Genomic DNA, 16,839 nt, shown 5'->3' with positions numbered 1-16,839 from the left:
TTCTCCGTCCCCGTCGGCGCGGCACGCTTTTGGGGTCTAAAGAGCGCCCATCGCCCGGAGCAGCGCGAAACCGGCGGTGACCTCCTCGGCCTCCGCCGCAATAACGGCAACTTCGGCGTCACTCAGCTCTCGGTCCGCATCGAGCACATCGAGGCGTGTCCGTCGTCCTTCGAGATATTCCTCAGCAACCCCTTCGGCGGCGCTGCTGGCGGCATCGCGCTGCGCCCGGCGCGCAAGCAAAGACGCGGTCGCGACACGATGGCGATGAAACGCGGCGGCCACCTGCTCCTGCAAAGCGCGACGGCTGTCGTCCTCCTGAAACATCGCCGTGCCGACATCCTGCTGCGCGGCCGCGGCCCGCGCATAACCGGCCCCGCCATCGAAGATGTCCCAGCGCCCCTCGACCATAATGCTATAGCTCTCGGCTTCGGCGACTTGCAGCCCCAGCCGTTGATCGTCCTGATACGCCGCTTCGGCGGTTAGGGCGAGCTGAGGCAAGAGCTGCCCACGACGCGCCCTCAATGTGGCCCGTGCTGCCTTCACCTCCTCCCCCGCACGGGCATAGTCCGGGCTGATCTCCAGAGCGGTTCCAATAGCGTCATCAAGGCTTTCCGGTAGCGCTTCGGGAAGAACGGGCATCTGCAACGACGCCGGCGCTGGAAATCCAAAAATTCGTTCAAAGCGGGCCTCCGATACGGCCAATGCCCCTTCGGCCGCGACCCGGTTTGCCGTCGCCTGGGCGCTTCGCGACCTCGATTGCTGCACATCCGTCACGGTCGCCAGCCCAACGTCCTGACGGGCCCAACTCTCCTCCAGACGCTGTGCCAGGACGTCTTCATTGCGCAGGCGTGCCTCGAGCACCGTCCGGTCCCTGACGATAGTAGCCATCGCCTCGGCCCCAGCGAAAAGAAGATCCTGACGCGTTGCATCAAGGGTCAAGTCCGCCTTGCCTAAACGCGCCTTCGCCGCACCAATGGCGCCACCGATCACCCCGCTGGTGAACAAGGGCTGGGAGACGGTCAGCCTTCCCCCTACCGGCTCTCGGCTATCTGTTAACGCCCCATCGAGACCATCTATCCTGACGGTCTCTTCCGTCGTCCCAGCCCCCACGGTCAGGGCGACTGACGGCAGCCGTCGCCGTTGCGTCGCCCGGAGCGCAGCAGCTTCGGAGGCTCTGGCCGTCTCGGCCGCGGAAAGTTGCGGATGGGTGTCGAGCAGACGATACAGAAGCGCGTTCGTCTCCTCATAGCTACCGGACATACTCGCCATGATCGCGAGGATTGCGCTACAGGTCAGCACGGATCAATCCTTTCGGTCGTGGAGGGAGGGATATGGGTTTTTCCGAAGTTTTCCGCCGTAAAAGGAGGAAACAGGCAGGAACAAAGAAGAAGGAGACGATCGTCGACAGCAGAATGCCCCCGGCGATCGTGGCAGAGAAGGGCGGCCACAACCCGCCTGTCGAAAGAAGCAAAGGCACAAAGCCAATCGATGTGGTCAATGTCGTCGAGGTGATGTGTCGCGCCGTACCGTAGACGGCCCGCCTGATCGCATCGGGATCCCCGGCCGCTGAGGGCGGATCATTCTGTAAGGTCGATAGGATGATGATCGAGGCATTGATCGCCACCCCCACCAACCCCATCAAGGCGATGATGACCACGAAACCGAAGGGGAAGCCGCCCATTGCCAGACTGAACATGCCAAGGCCAATCGAGAGAGCCGCGACGGCAAAGACAATCGCGGCTAGACGAAAGCTATTGAAGGATAAAACGACGGTCGCGATCGCCGCGACAACGATCAACCCGACCGACGACATCAATGAGGTGACGGCTTTGGCGCGCGCCTCCGCGTCTCCCCCCATCTCAAATCCATATCCTGGGGGGAAAGACAGCTCACCCTCGGCAACCGCCTCGGTAAATGCCGACACTGCAGCCCCTGGCAAACTTCCCGCATGAACAAAGGCGTAGATCGTGTTTACCCTCTCTCCTGCATAGTGGGTTATTTGCGCCGGACTGGGACGAAGCTCAAATTCAGTCAGTGCAGAAAGGGGGATTCCGATTCCTTGAGAGCTTGAATTGCTAATCGACAGTGTACGAATTTGATCCATTGACCGCCGGGCGGTGTCGTCAAGTCGGACGACAACCGGCAGCGACGTTTCCCCCTCAATCACCGCCCCCGCCGCAACCCCGAAGAGCTTGTCGCCCAAATCGCCATTGAGTTGCGATAGCGTAAGGCCCGCCGCCTGGACCCGGTCTTCATCGGCCGCGAGCCACAGCTTAGGAACCCCACCCGCCAGAGAGGCCGTTGTCACCGTCACTCCAGGCACCTGAGAAAGGAGGAGGCGTACATCCTCCCCCAGCCGTTGTAGGGTCTGCAAATCCGGCCCCGTCAAGCGAACCTCAAAGGGCGCATCGCTCGGCGCGCCTTGCATCAACGGCATGGCATTGACCTGAACCGAGGGGAGAGCCTCACTAAGACGTCTTTGCGTTCGGTTGATGACCCCCATCATGTCATCGAGACGATCGAGAGTGACAATGGCCTCCGCGAAATGCTGCGCCCCGTCCCGGTTCATTTTGAGGTTATAATAAAAGGCGGGCACAGAGTTCCCAATGGTCCATTCGATGGACTGAACACGGTCGATCTCCCGCAAGACCCGATCGGCTTCCATGGCAGCCTCTTGTGTGGCCAAGAGGCTGGCCTGGGGCGGAAGCTGTAATTGCACGTGGAACTGATTCCGATCCGCCGGCGGGAAGAACTGTATCGGCAGCGTTGTTATACCGTAGAAACCGAGAACCGGCACGATCAATGAGGCGGCAAGTGAAAGTCGTGGAGCCGACAGGCTCATGGCGAGAAGACGGTCGAACCCCCGGGCAAGTGGCGAGAACGGACTTTTCCGCACATGATTGGTCGTCCGGCTCGGCTTTAGAAACAGGCCTGCCAGCGCCGCCACCACCGTCAATGCCAAGATTAACGAGGCCAATACCGCGATGATCACACTATCGGCAATCGGCCCCACAAATTCCCCGGCTGAACCGTTCAGCAAGGTGATCGGCAAGAAAGCGAGGGCAGTGGTCAAGGTGGAGCTCAGCAAAGGACGCCAAAGGCGCTCAACGCTCGCTGCGACGGCGGTTCGCGCCGGTTGGCCTTCATCAAGCGCCTGACCAACTGAATCGCACATCACGATGGCCGCATCGACCAGCAGCCCAAGGGCGACGATCAATCCGACCACAGTCATTTGATGGATCGGAATACCGAACTGATCGAGGAAAATGAACGAGGCAAGGACCGTCAACGGAATAGCCGCCGTCACGATAAGGGCTGGCCGCCATCCCATGGTAAAGAACAGGACCACGACCACCAAAGCGAGCCCACAAGCCAGATTCGATACCAAAGCGCCAAAGCGTTGATCCGTGTAAGCGGACTGATCGAAGATGACCTTTAGATCGACACCGCCGGAAAGGTCGTTCTCGAATGCGGTCAATGTTTGTCTGACGGTTTTTGCCCACGCACCGACACGCAAGCCATCCTCTAGGCGGGTGCCGACAATAACCGCGCGGTGTCCATTGATGAATACCGCCTCTGATTCGGGGGTGGCGAGGCCACGAGAAACATCGGCGACATCTCCGATCCGAAGACTGCCGCCTCCTGGCCCCTGACGGATAGGCACCTGCCGGATCCGATCGAGCGTATCTAGCTCGCCCGCGACTTCGAGAGTAAACTCGGTATAATCCCCATAGAGACGGCCTGCTGCGATCTTTGTATCCGCCTGGGAAAGGGCGGCAGCCACTTGCCGCTCGGACAGTCCATGAGCTTGGGCACGATCCGCATTGAGAAGAACCGCAATTTGCTCTGGTCCGATGCCGTGAATGTCTGTGTATTCTGTCCCCGGCACCCGACGAAGCTGGCTACGAAGCTCCTCTGCCGTCCTTTTCAAAATAAGCGGGTTGGGCGCGTCCTCCCCCTCCCAGATCAAGGCAGCCAGAAGAGTATAGGCGTAGACATGATTATGACGCAGACGCGGCGGTCCGGCTTCCACCGGCAAATCCGGGGTCACTTCTTCAATAATGTCACGGATCTTCCCAAAAACTTGGTCCGTATCATTCACGTGATCGTGGAATTCAAACCAGATTGACGACATACCGCCGGAAGACACGGAATTAAGCGTGTCAATCTCTGGCACTTCGAGCAATCGTTGTTCCAGTGGCTCGGTGATAAGTCGCTCAAGCCTGAGAGCCGACGCGCCAGGATAGGCCGTGAGAATGGTTCCAATTCGATCACGAACCTTTGGGTCCTCCGCTTGCGGCATGGTCAACAGCGACGCAATCCCGCCGACGAGAATGACCAAGATGACGAGGATCAAGGCGCGCGGATGATCGAACAATACGGTCTTCATGGCCGTCGCAATCCGCGATCCGCTAATCCTGATAGGAGGGTCGGCCGCGTGGGAGCCGTCTCCTCTCGGACAATCTTGACGGATTGGCCTGGCACAAATCGGAAGGGAGCGTCCGATACAATCGACTGTCCATCCGTTGGCGTGCCCGTGACATAAGCCCGATCCTCCGTAATCGACAGAATTTCGACGTCATAGCGCGCAATACGTCCCTCCGCCCCCTCACCTTTACGGTCGACGGCATAGAGCGACCACAGACCGCGATAGCTTTCCTGCAATGCGCCAAGCGGTACCCAAAAGCCGCGAGCGGCGCGGGTCTCGAACAGCTCAAGACGGACAAGCGCGCCGGGAAGAAGGCCCATATGATCCTGAAGGCCGATACGAACAGTCTGACTCCGGGTCAGCGGATCGATGTCGCGAGAAATCCCGGTCACCGTCCCGTCCAGCGGCACCCCATCATGGACAAGGACGAGGTCCTGGCCCCGGAAAAGACGGCTGGCTTGGGCACTGGGCAGATCGATTTCGGCCTCAAGCCGTCCCTCGCCACTTACCCGAACGATCGGACGGCCGGCATCAATGACGGTCCCCTCATCGACATAGCGCTCGACAATCGTGCCGTCGAACGGGGCGAGGAGACTTGCATCGGCGAGATCCTCTTGGGCCGCCTCCACCTGTCGCGCGAGACTTTCCACCCGCTGCAATGAGGCATCACGCCCGGCCAGGGCATTGTCGACTTCTTGGGTCGTGGCAAAACCACGTGCTTCTAAGGTCTTGGTCCGGTCGAAAAATCGCGTTGCCCGGGTCGCTTCAGCCTGCGCTTCGTGCAGCTGCGCCTCAAGGGCCCGGGTCGCGGTCAGGAATGGCGAGGTGTCCACCCGAGCAAGTACATCGCCCCGCCCCACCCGATCGCCAACATCGACCGTCACCCGATCAATCCGCCCCCCGATCCGAAACGCCAAATCAGTGCGCTGGGCAGGCAATACCCGCCCGGAATAAAGCCGCCGCTGTTGATAGGTCTCCTGATAGTGAACGGGGAAAACCGCGACGGGGAGAGGCTCGACTTCGATCACTGCCGAGTCCTGGGAGCTGGTGAAATAGGCAATCCCCATCCCCAGACACAATGCCATTGCAAGGATCGACCAGAATATACGCACCAACACCCTATCCCCGTCCGGCCTGGCGGACGGACTTGGCTTGCGCGCTTAAGGCGCGCTTCGTCGGGAATAGGTGTGCCAGAACAAGGTTAGAATGGAGTTGACGGCAGGTATGCGGGGCCTCGCCCCCCTATCGGCGGGGGAGGAACCGATCACCCTGAAAACAGCGGCGCACACCGCCGCTGTTGATTTTGGGAAAAGGACGCGCCGACGGCAGAGAGACTGAAGGTCAGACGTCCTTCAGCTCTTTCTTCAAGATCTTCCCGACGGCCGACTTCGGAAGCTCGTCCATGAACACAATCTTGCTCGGCCGCTTGTAATTGGTCAGCTCCCGTTTGCAGACGGCCATGATATCCGCCTCGGTCAAATTGGGATCCGACTTCGCCACGAACAATTTGACGGCTTCACCGGTTCGCTCGCTGGGGATACCGACCGCGGCCACTTCGCTGACGCCCTCGATCGTATCGACAACATCCTCAATCTCGCTCGGATAGACGTTAAAGCCGGAGACGAGGATCATATCCTTCTTCCGGTCGACAATCTCAATGAACCCGTTTTCGTCCATGATGCCGATATCGCCGGTGGCCATGAAGCCCTTGCCATCCATGACTTTGGCGGTCTCGTCGGGCCGCTTCCAATAGCCGGCCATCACTTGCGGTCCGGAAAGCCAAATTTCGCCGCGTTCCCCAATCGGCAAGGCCTTTCCGTCATCGTCGCGAATTTCGATACGCGTGGACGGCATCGGCAAGCCAACAGTGCCATTGAAGCCATCGAGCCCGTCAGGATTACACGTCCCGGCGCCGACCGTTTCGGTCATGCCCCAGCCTTCCATGATCCACAGACCCGTTTGTTTATGCCAGGACTCAGCGACCGACCGCATGGTCGGCGTTCCGCCAGAAATGCAAGCGCGCGTGTTCGAGAAGTCCACAAACTTCTTGAGAACCGGCTCGCCATCGACCTCAGCCTCCGCTAGGCCCTGATAGAGGCGATTGACCCCAATCATCAGATTGAACGGGTTTCGCGCCATGGTCTTGACCAGCAATTTCCCATCGCGCGGATCAGGCACGAAGATACAAGTGGCCCCAATCCCCAGGCTGCTCGCCACCACATAAAGGGTGAAGACGTGATAGAGCGGCAGGGGAATGAGCGCCTTTTGCTCCTCTAAAACCGGCTCCCGCTCCCGACCGGGCTTGGTCCAGACATCGCCGATTTTAGCGGCTGCGAGCAGGTTGCGCTCCTTCAGAACGGCGCCCTTCGCCACCCCCGTCGTCCCGCCGGTATATTGGAGAGCGGCGATCTCGTCCGGGGACCGCTTGATATCGGCATTCGGCAGCGATCGACCCTTTTTGATGGCATCGGTGTATTTGGTGTGCCCGGGGATGCTGTAGGAGTCGACTTTCTTCTGGACATATTTGACGACCAGATTGGCGATCGCGCCCTTGGGGCCGCCGAAAATATCGCCAGCCTTTGTGACGATCACCTCTTTCACCGGGGTCTTTTCGCGGATCGTCGCGAAAATCGAGGCGAATTGGTCGAAGATAATGATCGCGACGGCGCCGCTATCCTCAAGCTGATGACAAAGCTCGCGCGCGGTGTAGAGCGGGTTGACGCCGACCATGACGCACCCAGCCCGGAGAGCGCCAAGAAGGCATACCACATATTGCGGGACGGTCGGCATCATGATCGCCACACGATCGCCGGGATTGATCCCTTTTGATCGCAAATACGAGGCAAAGGCGCGGGAATCTTCGTCAAGACGACGATAGGTCCAGTCGGTCTCCATGCAGCGGATCGCGACCTTATCCCCGTACTTCTTCACGCTTTCGGTCAGCAGACCGGTAAAGGTCTCATCCTCCCCCAATGTTACCGTTGCGGGGACACCCGCCGGATAACTCTTGGTCCACACCTCAGGAGAAGGCATAACCGCCGAGGCAGGAGTACCGGCATCGGCATTGACCTCAGGTTCAACCGTTGTATCGCTTTCGTCCATATACTCCTCCTTACAAACCGGGCCAATTTGAGGCCTTCTCGTATCCCCAGGGATCACCGCAGTGGATATTTGTGCTTCAACTATAGTGTTGATTACACACATCCACCCATACGGCTAGGGATGATCGATCATCCTCGCGCAGAATTGGTCGTGCTTTAGCCGATCAACGCACGCGACACCAGACTATGTCTGCGTAACCCGAGCAGAGCGGGCGCATCGTCAATCATAAAGGGCGGGGGAACGCAGATGTGCGGGCGTTACCCGCCGGCGCGGTGGAGCGCGATGCGCGGGGCGGGGATCGTCTCCTCCCCCGCGACCCGCCGCCGGGGAATATCGAGGGCGTCCCAGGTTTCCGACAACGCCCCCGCCAGCGCGGCAATATAATGCTCATCGTGCAAGGGCGTTGGCGTAATCCGCAACCGCTCAGTACCCCGGGGGACGGTGGGGTAATTGATCGGCTGGATATAAATCCCGTGCACCGATAGCAGACGATCGGCCGCCGCTTTACACAGGGTCGGGTCCCCCACGAAGAGAGGGACGATATGCGTCTGGCTCGGCATCACCACGAGGCCGACGTCTTCGATTGCCGATTTGGTCGCCGCCACACGCTCTTGGTGGAGGTGACGTTCCGTCGCACTCGTCTTGAGATGCCGGATCGAGGCCGTTGCCGCCGCCGCGATGGCTGGGGGCAATGCCGTGGTGAAGATGAAGCCCGGCGCGAATGAGCGGATGGCATCGATCACCGATTTGGAAGACGCCACATAGCCGCCCAGCGTACCAAAGGCTTTGGCCAGCGTTCCTTCGATCAGATCGATCCGATCAGCCAAGCCCTCACGGTCGGTGATGCCGCCGCCATGCGCGCCATACATGCCCACGGCATGGACCTCATCAATATAGGTCAGGGCATTATACCGATCGGCCAAGTCACAAATCGTCTCGATGGGCGCGATGTCGCCGTCCATGGAATAGACGCTCTCAAAGGCGATCACCTTTGGCTGGTCATGCGGCAATCGCTGCAAAATCTCTTCGAGATGGGCCGTGTCATTGTGCCGAAAGATCTTCTTTTCACAGCCAGATCGACGGATCCCCTCAATCATTGAGGCGTGATTCATCTCGTCCGAGATCATCACACAGCCGGGCAGCAACTTTCCGAGGGTGGAAAGGGTCGCATCATTCGACACAAAACCGCTTGTAAAGACGATCGCCGCTTCCTTGCCGTGGAGATCGGCGAGTTCCTTTTCGAGGGTGACAAGGGGATGGGAGGTCCCGGAAATGTTACGGGTTCCGCCCGCGCCAACGCCCGTGCGCGACGCGGCTTCGGTCATGGCTTCGAGGACAAAGGGCGCCTGGCCCATGCCGAGATAATCATTGGAGCACCAAACGACGACCTCTCGCACGCCATCCGGTCCGTGATACCGCGCCACTGGAAAACGACCGACCAAGCGTTCGAGGTCAGCGAAGGTACGGTAGCGGTTCTCACGACGGAGCTGTGCCAGGGCAGCGTCGAAATGGGCGGAAAATTTCATGGTGCTGCTCGTCAGCTCCTTACGATATCGCCATTGTGTGCTCTGACGCCACTCACCGCCCTTTGTCGAGACTGAATCGACTATTGCGGCATTGCAGACGCCAAAATTTGAGGCGCCTCAATGATGTCAGGGTTAGCGCAATAAGATTACGCGCATCTGAACGGCATGACTATGTCCGGTAGTGGACGGTTACGCCTTGAGAACCCTCTCAAACTCTTTACCGAGATAGGGGGCCTTTGGGGCCCGTAAATAGGGACGCCGTGTCCGTCGTGCCCCCGAGCCAATCGGACGCAGAGGCGCCGCTGAGCCAATCAACTGTCCTGGCAGCAGTCCTGGCCCCCGTCCCGCCAGTCCTGGCCCCTGTCCGGGGCTCGGGGAGATCGAGGCGGGACTCCGCGTCGGCGGGGGACGAAGACAACGCCATATCGTGAGAGGCGGAAGCGTCGGCCCCAATAACGCCGGAGAGAGCGGTACGCAGACGCATGAGTTCGGCCTGTGTGCTATCGGCGCGTTGCCGCAAATCGTCATTTTCCCGCTGGAGACGCTGCATCTGCGTTTCGGGCATTGGCTCTGGCTCGGAACGATGGGTCAAGGGGGGACGCGCCGCATCCATCCCCCAGCTGTCAGGGAAAGAGGGGCGATCCGCCGCCTGGTCCCCAGGCGCGGCCGCGCCCCCCCCCGACGGGCCAGCCATCTCACTGGGGTGGAGCGCATCGATCAAGCCGAGCAGTGTGGTCAGGCTGGCCGGAGAGGCAAACCAGACATGCCGGCGCCGCGCTTCACGCACCAATTCGGGAAACCGCTCGTTCAGCAAGGTGAAGGCGTGCTCGGAGGGGATGTAGAGAAGGCATCCCTCAATCGTTTCCCCCGGCGAGATCGCCCGCTCCTCCGCATCGCGGATCAATTCCCGAATTTCGTAGCGTATGGCCTGCTCATTCAACTGGATAGCGGCCAAGTCCGAGGCGAGGTCGTCGAAGACTTCCGTCGGGAAGCCCGTATCGATGGACACAAGCCCCCTGTGCCCATCGAGTTCGATCGCACAGTCCACAACATACCCCGTCCGCAAGGTCACACCGAACGCCACTTCGTGGTCGGGCAGCGCCATGCGCACGACATCGGATAATGACGCCGAGGCCATCGGCCGACTTTGCGCATGCGCCTGCCGAGCGCTCGTCTCCTGAAGCGCCGCCACTTGATCGGCGAGATCGCGGAAGCTGTCCCGTAAACCATCGAGGGTCCGGTCGAGGGCGCGCAAGAGGCCGGCCGCCTCTTCCTCGTCCTTATCGTCGGATACCCGATCGACCAGATCTTCAAGTGCGGTTTTGAGACGCGGCAGATCCTGAAGCCGGTCATCGATGCGATCGCCCATGTCGCGGGCGACACGGCCCTGTTCGTCAAGAGACAGGCTCACGCGGTCGAGATCCCGGCGAAGGGACCCTATGGCATGGTCGATATCCCGCAGGGCTTCGGTGGGGTCTTCCGGACGCTCCCCATGAGCCTCCAAACGGTGATCAATTGTCGTGACCAGCCGGTCGAGACGCGCCAATTGCTCCCGCTGCAAGCGATCGAACCGGCTGGCGATATCCGATTTCAGATCGTCGATCCGCTGCCCCTGACGACGTTCGGAGCGCTCAATGTCCTCTCTGATAAAGGGCGCAATATAGGGACGCTCGCCCGAGGACAGGCTCTCATCGGCCTCACCGCGCGATCGGGAGGCGAAAGCGCCGGAAGACGACGGGGCCGCAGGGGCACCGGATTGCAGACCCGCTTGCCCGCCCGCTTGCCCGTGGACCGTTGGACCGTCCTGCCGCGATGTCGTCCGCCCCCCATAGGCATAGCGCAAGGGGGTCGGCCCGCCCTCCTCCGCCGCGGCGTCGCGGGATCCTTCGCCTTCATCGAGATCGGCAAAGGCGGCGGGGGCCGCTTGCGCCGTTTCGACACTTCTTAAGGGGACCACTTTCGCGGGGTCTTGTTCTTCTGCCGTATCGGTCGCGCGGCGGCGTTGCTGCCACTGGCGGAAGTCGCGGGCGGGGGCCGAACGGGGAGCGGGGCGCGCTTTTTCCGCCTCGACCGTCTCGTCCCCGCGCGCGTCAGTGAAATCGTTCCCTTCGGACACAGCTGTCTCCTCGTCAGGCATCTCAGCCATCTCGTCCTCGGCAGAGTCCCGTTCGATGATGACCTCTGCAAAAGGCATGTCATCGGCATAGCCATCATCACGGTCGTCGAATAATGGCGTGCCTTGCGCGCGATAGGAGGCGTCGGCGGAGCGCCTTTGGCGTCCGACCAGGATGGCCAGCATCGCCACAACGACAAGGATGATGGCCCCCACGCCGATTATCCACCCCATATTCTGCCCCCAGAAGGAGGGATCATCCTGCAGCATCGCCAACGCCTCCTCTGCCCGCGCCATTTCCTCTTCGAATGGCACGCTAGGAAATTGTGCTGTCATGGGGACGAGAAACATTCTCAAAGGCCCACACCAAACTCTCTTGCGCTGCACCAGCGCTCGACCACCATAAATACATGAGACTAAGCCACGAAAGGCGAAAATGCGAGCATCATGCCAGTTTCCCCCGATGAGTGAAGATATCACGCGGGTGGACCGAAATACGGGCAGGCTCGATGGATTGACCGGATACGATCGGGATCATACCTGCTCTTGATGACTATTCGACCGATTGTGACCGCGCCCGATCCGCGACTGAGGGAGATTTCGACCCCGGTCGACGGCGTCGACGATGAGCTGAGGGCGCTGATGGATGATATGCTCGAGACCATGTATGCGGCGCCGGGGATCGGTCTGGCCGCCATCCAGATTGGCGTCCCCAAGCGGGTGATTGTCATGGATCTGGCCGGAGAAGGTGAGCCCCCTGCCCCGCGATATTTCGTCAATCCGGTCATCAGGAACCCGGCGACGGATCTTGCCCCCTATCAAGAGGGCTGCTTGTCGGTCCCCGATTATTACGAAGAAATCGAACGCCCGGCCACCTGCACCGTCGACTATCTTGATTATGACGGCACCCCGCGGACCCTTGAGGCGGAGGGACTGCTCGCCACCTGCATTCAACACGAGATGGATCACCTAGAAGGCGTTTTGTTCATCGATCATCTTTCCCGACTGAAGCGGGAGCGGATCCTGAAGAAGCTGAAACGCGACCGATCCGCGGCGGCCTAGCAATGCGCATCGTGTTCATGGGCACGCCGGCATTCGCCGTTCCCGCCCTGGCGAGCTTGCTCGCCGCCGGGCACGAGGTCATCGCGGTCTATAGCCAGCCGCCGCGAAAGAGCGGCCGCGGTCACCGGGTCCAAAAAACCCCCGTCCACCAGTTCGCCGAGCCGCATGGGATTGAAGTGCGGACCCCTGACCGACTGAAAGGTCCAACGGAGACCCAGCGTTTTGTCGATCTCAATGCCGATCTGGGCATCGTCGTTGCCTATGGACTGATCCTTCCCACGGCCTTTCTTGAGGCCCCGCGCCATGGTTGCCTCAACCTCCACGCCTCCCTCCTACCGCGCTGGCGGGGCGCCGCGCCCGTTCAAAGGGCCATCATGGCGGGGGACGCGATGACGGGGGTGCAAGTGATGCAGATGGAAAAAGGGCTCGATACCGGCCCCATCCTGTTATCTGAAACCGTGCCGATCGGTGCCGATCAAACAGCAGGACAATTGACCGATATCCTCGCCCAGACCGGGGCTGAATTGTTGCCCCGCGCCCTCGCAGCCCTCGACCGGGGGGGGCTACAGGCGACCCCCCAATCAAAAAGCGGTGTGACCTATGCCGAGAAAATCAGTGCGGCGGAAGCGGCGGTCGACTGGTCGGGAAGCGCCAGGGTCCTCGATCGCCATATCCGCGGCCTGTCCCCCTTTCCCGGGGCCTGGGTCATGGTGCACCGGGGGGGCGAGCCGATCCGTCTCAAGCTTCTCGATAGCCGTTTAGTCGAGGGCGAGGGAGCGGATGGGGGGGCGGTCGGTGCGGCGCCGGGAACGATCCTGCCGGCTCCCGAGGATCGCGTCAGGGTCGCAACGGGTCAGGGGGCCTTGGACCTCCTGCTCCTTCAGCGCCCAGGAAAAGCCCCGCAGGACGCAGCCGCGTTTCGCCGAGGCTTTGCCCTTGCCCCGGGCGACCGCCTAGCGTGAGCGCGCAACACCGATACCGCATTGAGGTCGAATTCGACGGAACGCCTTTTGTCGGCTGGCAACGACAGGACAATGGCCCGTCGGTGCAAGGGGCCATCGAGGAGGCAGCGGCGCGCCTGACCCAGGCCCCCGGGGCGTGCTATGGGGCCGGCCGCACCGATTCAGGTGTCCACGCAATCGCCATGACCGCCCATCTCGATTTGGCGAAGGCCTTGCCGCCAGATAATGTTCGTGACGGGCTCAACGCCTATCTCAGGCCGGCCCCCGTCAGCATCCTGTTGGCGCAACCGGTATCCCCCGACTTTCACGCCCGGTTTCAATGCCATCGACGGCATTACCTTTATCGGCTTCTCGACCGGCGGAGCCCCCCGGTCCTCATGCGTGATCGGGTCTGGCACGTCATCGCTCCCCTCGATGTGGACGCCATGGCAAAGGCGGCGCACCCCCTTATCGGGCAGCACGATTTCACCACATACCGGTCAGCCCATTGCCAAGCGGAAAGCCCGCTGAAAACACTGTCCCAATTTGAGGTCACGCGGGTCGGGCAAGAGGTCCATTGCGCCTTGTCGGCCCCGTCCTTTTTGCACAATCAAGTCCGATCGCTGGTTGGGACCCTTGTTCAAGTGGGCTTGGGCCGCGCCGCGCTGTCGCAGCCCTATGACGCGTTGCAGGCCTGTGACCGCCGCGCTTGCGGCCCGGTTGCCCCGGCCCACGGCCTTTATTTCGTTAAAGCGGACTATCCCCCCACGGCTATCTGAGGCCGCGCCCTTCGGTGCCGGGGGCCACTTCAACCTGGGCCTTCCTCAAAAACGGCACGATGGGATGCTCTGACACCCCATAGGCCGCCGTCAGCTGCGCATCGCACTGGGCGGAGCTTTCGAGAAGAAATGTCCCCCGCGCCGCGGCAGCCTCGGCCCCGACACCATTCGGCATTTGCTGCCGCACTTCAGCGACGGCCCGGTCCGCACGCCCCTGCAACGCTGCTGTGGCGAGGTCTTCTCCGGCGGCGGAAAGTTCATATTCCCACTTTGCCAAGCCCTCGGTCGTCTCGCGCTGCTTTGCGACCGGGACGTTCTCCGCCCGCGACATCGCATCCAGCGTAAAGGCATAGACCGCGGCGCAATAGGCCGCGTCGTCTACGGAAAACATCGGCTTGCCCTGCCAGGCCGCGAGGGCCGCGACGGAAACCAATAATGTGTTCATGCCCCACCTCCGAATGTCATGTCAGGCTTATGTGGCTTGGCCCTGCAATGCCAGCTGTCCCCATTAGATGACAACACGGTCGCGACCCGAAAAGTTCCGAGGGCGAGAGGCGGGCGCGGCGGAACCCTCCCCTCACTCTCTCGTTCCCTTTCCACCCACCCACGATGCGTCCCTCACTCCCGAGGGCGCGATCGTCAGCTGACGAAAGGATTTGAGATGCGTGAACTTCCCATGACCGACAATGGCAGCATGGATCGGCTGCGCGATGAAGCGACGGACGAGCAGCAACATCATCAGGGCCATGTGACCGAAGACGATGCCAAGGAGATCGCAGAGCAGAGCGATGTCGTCGACGAAGCGACCACGCCCCCCAAGGGCTGAAGGGCCATTACTCGCGGAAAGCAAAAACCTTGACCGGGCGCAGCTTCATCCCTTCGAGGCGACAGATCGCGACGGGCTTGTCGCCTTCCATCGCCATCACGGGTTCGATATCACCGGCGCGGCCAGCGCGCAGACCGGTCATCGACGGGGCGGCGAGGATGGCGTCACCGCCATTGAGCAGCCGCGCCGCCTGGGCCCGGTCCACCGTCGCCGACAGATGCTCCGCCAGCGCTGCCTCCACCGGCAATAAAAATTGCGCCGGCTCAGCCGGACGATCGTCGACAGTCAGTCGATCCGTCGACGGACGGCCCGTCAATTCCTCCATCGTCACCGCCATCTCTTCCGAAAAGGGCCCCACAGCGGTACGGCGCAAGGCGGCAACATGTCCGACGGTTCCCAGGGCCTTTGCCAAGTCGCGAACCAATGCGCGGATATAGGTGCCTTTTCCCGTCACCGCCTCGAACACAGCTTCATCTTCGCTCGGACAATCAAGCAAGCTCAATCGATCGATGCACACCATGCGCGATGGCGGCGTCACCGCGACCCCCTCCCGCGCTAAATCATAGGCCCGCTCGCCGTCGATTTTCACGGCCGAAAAGGCGGGGGGGATCTGTTCGATATTCCCTTCGAAATCGCAGAGACGGGCCTCTATCTCAGACCGTTCAGGCCGATGGGCACTGGTGGCGATGACCTCTCCCTCACGATCATCCGTACTGCGCGCCTCGCCCCATTTCGCCGTAAAGCGATAGGTCTTTTTCCCATCCTGGATGTAGGGGACCGTTTTCGTCGCCTCCCCAAAAGCGACGGGCAACACCCCGGTCGCCAAGGGATCGAGGGTTCCGGCGTGTCCCGCCTTTTGGGCATCGAACAACCACCGCAATTTCGAGACGGCTTCGGTCGATCCATAATCATATGCTTTATCGAGAACGAGCCAGCCATGAAGGGGCTGACCCCGCCGACGACGCGCCATCGCATTTCGCCTTTTCGCTGCAAAAAGGACGCGCCCTTAGCCGCCGCCAGAGGGTTTGGCGACCCCCCTTCTCAGGCCCGCCATTTTCCCCGATGGCGCCGCCGAAAGCGACGGATCAGGCGGCGTCGACGTCGTAGCCGTAATTCCGCAATAGCCGATTGAGGTCAGAGGCGCTTTCCCGCTCATCCATAGCGGCAAGGATCCCCCGATTGAACAATGACGGTACGTCAAACCAGTCGCCGCCGTCCTTCCAGCGGAGAACCAGTGTCGGTCCGTCCGCGCGATAGCCGACCTCAAAATCGTCGCGCTCAAAGCCGGGGAAAAGGCGAATGGCCCCCTCATCGGCGGTGTCGACCTCGCCGCCGCCCTCACCCGCCTCGACCAGCACCGCCGGCTTGTCATCCGACAGCACCGCGATCGCCGCGGCGGCGGGCGCCTCGTCCCGTGCCTCTTCGACTGCCTCTTCAACCTGGGGGGTGGAGCCCTCAAGGCTTGTCGCCTCCGGCTCAGGCGCGTGCGCCGTCCGAGGTTGAACCGCCTTTGGAGAGAGCGCCGGCGGCGCATCCGCCGCAGTCCGATGTTTCCGCCTAAAAAACATGGTCAAGCCCCCCTATGGCCGTCACCGATCACCAAAAACCATGCCTTGGATATTAACGCTAAAGACCGAGATTTCCTAGTCGACGCGGCGGGTTTCTTTCAGCAGCGCATTGATGCGGGCCGCCTCTTCGAACGTCTCGTCGGGCAAAAATTTCAGGGACGGCGTGTATTTCATCGTGATCTTGCGCCCCAGCACCTGCCTGATCGCGCCGGAAATCGCGTTCAGCTGCGCGACCTCCTCATCGAACACATCCTTACCGAGCGCCGAGCAGAAGACGGTCGCCGATTTCAGGTCGGGGGAAACCCTGACCTCGGTAATTGTGACCGGCGTTGTCGGGAACGCCTCTTCGTGGATTTCCTCGCGCTGAAACATTTCGGCGAGGGCGTGGCGGATCAATTCGCCCGCCCGCCTTTGCCTTTGAGACCGCGCGCCTGTGTGGTGATCGTGTCGTAAAGCCATGCTGAGGACCTAAGGGCATCAGCATGGCGCTTCA

14 protein-coding genes are annotated in these 16,839 nt (G+C 61.2%); 4 read left to right on the top strand and 10 right to left on the bottom strand.

Annotation, left to right across the window (positions count from 1 at the left end):
* Positions 1 to 36: 36 nt before the first annotated feature.
* The 6 genes from PB2503_RS04570 to rmuC form a co-directional block, all read right to left on the bottom strand.
* Positions 37 to 1,299 (bottom strand): TolC family protein, encoded by a 1,263-nt coding sequence (locus tag PB2503_RS04570; protein WP_148235192.1) that lies wholly within the window; start codon positions 1,297 to 1,299, stop codon positions 37 to 39.
* Complete coding sequence (locus tag PB2503_RS04565; RefSeq protein WP_013300058.1) at positions 1,286 to 4,390, bottom strand: efflux RND transporter permease subunit; 3,105 nt, start codon at positions 4,388 to 4,390, stop codon at positions 1,286 to 1,288. Before PB2503_RS04565 ends, PB2503_RS04570 begins: the two co-directional genes overlap by 14 nt.
* Complete coding sequence (locus tag PB2503_RS04560; RefSeq protein WP_148235191.1) at positions 4,387 to 5,541, bottom strand: efflux RND transporter periplasmic adaptor subunit; 1,155 nt, start codon at positions 5,539 to 5,541, stop codon at positions 4,387 to 4,389. The genes PB2503_RS04565 and PB2503_RS04560 overlap by 4 nt, the downstream gene beginning before the upstream one ends.
* A 229-nt stretch (positions 5,542 to 5,770) precedes the next feature.
* A complete protein-coding gene (locus PB2503_RS04555; RefSeq protein ID WP_013300056.1) occupies positions 5,771 to 7,531 on the bottom strand; it encodes an AMP-binding protein in 1,761 nt (586 codons plus the stop codon).
* Positions 7,532 to 7,788: 257 nt separating this feature from the next.
* Positions 7,789 to 9,057, bottom strand: coding sequence for a 5-aminolevulinate synthase (gene hemA, locus PB2503_RS04550; RefSeq protein WP_013300055.1), 1,269 nt, complete (start codon positions 9,055 to 9,057; stop codon positions 7,789 to 7,791).
* A gap of 217 nt (positions 9,058 to 9,274) precedes the next feature.
* On the bottom strand, positions 9,275 to 11,506 hold the full coding sequence (gene rmuC / locus PB2503_RS04545; RefSeq protein ID WP_158305821.1) for a DNA recombination protein RmuC: 2,232 nt from the start codon (positions 11,504 to 11,506) through the stop codon (positions 9,275 to 9,277).
* A 213-nt stretch (positions 11,507 to 11,719) separates the two neighbouring features.
* Between rmuC and def the strand changes: the two genes are divergently transcribed.
* The 3 genes from def to truA are packed head-to-tail and all read left to right on the top strand — an operon-like array spanning position 11,720 to position 13,952.
* Positions 11,720 to 12,232 carry a peptide deformylase gene (def, locus tag PB2503_RS04540; protein ID WP_013300053.1) on the top strand — a complete coding sequence of 171 codons (513 nt, stop codon included), beginning with the start codon at positions 11,720 to 11,722 and terminating at the stop codon, positions 12,230 to 12,232.
* A gap of 2 nt (positions 12,233 to 12,234) precedes the next feature.
* Positions 12,235 to 13,194, top strand: coding sequence for a methionyl-tRNA formyltransferase (gene fmt, locus PB2503_RS04535; RefSeq protein ID WP_013300052.1), 960 nt, complete (start codon positions 12,235 to 12,237; stop codon positions 13,192 to 13,194).
* A complete protein-coding gene (gene truA, locus PB2503_RS04530; protein ID WP_013300051.1) occupies positions 13,191 to 13,952 on the top strand; it encodes a tRNA pseudouridine(38-40) synthase TruA in 762 nt (253 codons plus the stop codon). Before fmt ends, truA begins: the two co-directional genes overlap by 4 nt.
* Here truA and PB2503_RS04525 read toward each other — a convergent pair.
* A complete protein-coding gene (locus PB2503_RS04525; RefSeq protein WP_013300050.1) occupies positions 13,945 to 14,397 on the bottom strand; it encodes a hypothetical protein in 453 nt (150 codons plus the stop codon). The two genes, truA and PB2503_RS04525, sit on opposite strands and share 8 nt — an antisense overlap.
* A gap of 216 nt (positions 14,398 to 14,613) precedes the next feature.
* On the opposite strand from PB2503_RS04525, the gene PB2503_RS14660 reads away from it, so the two are divergent.
* The gene (locus PB2503_RS14660) at positions 14,614 to 14,778 is read left to right on the top strand and encodes a hypothetical protein (protein ID WP_013300049.1); all 165 of its coding nucleotides are present in this window, start codon (positions 14,614 to 14,616) and stop codon (positions 14,776 to 14,778) included.
* Positions 14,779 to 14,785: 7 nt separating this feature from the next.
* On the opposite strand, the gene truB is transcribed toward PB2503_RS14660, so the two are convergent.
* The 3 genes from truB to rbfA all read right to left on the bottom strand — a co-directional run bounded on the left by truB (position 14,786) and on the right by rbfA (position 16,805).
* Positions 14,786 to 15,748 carry a tRNA pseudouridine(55) synthase TruB gene (truB, locus tag PB2503_RS04520; protein WP_013300048.1) on the bottom strand — a complete coding sequence of 321 codons (963 nt, stop codon included), beginning with the start codon at positions 15,746 to 15,748 and terminating at the stop codon, positions 14,786 to 14,788.
* Between the two features lie 115 nt (positions 15,749 to 15,863).
* Complete coding sequence (locus tag PB2503_RS04515) at positions 15,864 to 16,346, bottom strand: hypothetical protein (RefSeq protein ID WP_013300047.1); 483 nt, start codon at positions 16,344 to 16,346, stop codon at positions 15,864 to 15,866.
* Between the two features lie 75 nt (positions 16,347 to 16,421).
* Positions 16,422 to 16,805, bottom strand: a complete 384-nt coding sequence (gene rbfA / locus PB2503_RS04510) for a 30S ribosome-binding factor RbfA (RefSeq protein WP_041534890.1) — start codon at positions 16,803 to 16,805, stop codon at positions 16,422 to 16,424.
* Positions 16,806 to 16,839: the final 34 nt, after the last annotated feature.

It is taken from the genome of Parvularcula bermudensis HTCC2503 (genome assembly GCF_000152825.2).
Lineage (GTDB): Bacteria > Pseudomonadota > Alphaproteobacteria > Caulobacterales > Parvularculaceae > Parvularcula > Parvularcula bermudensis.
Note: the sequence above shows the minus strand (reverse complement) of the source record. Positions and strands in the feature narration are given on the sequence as shown.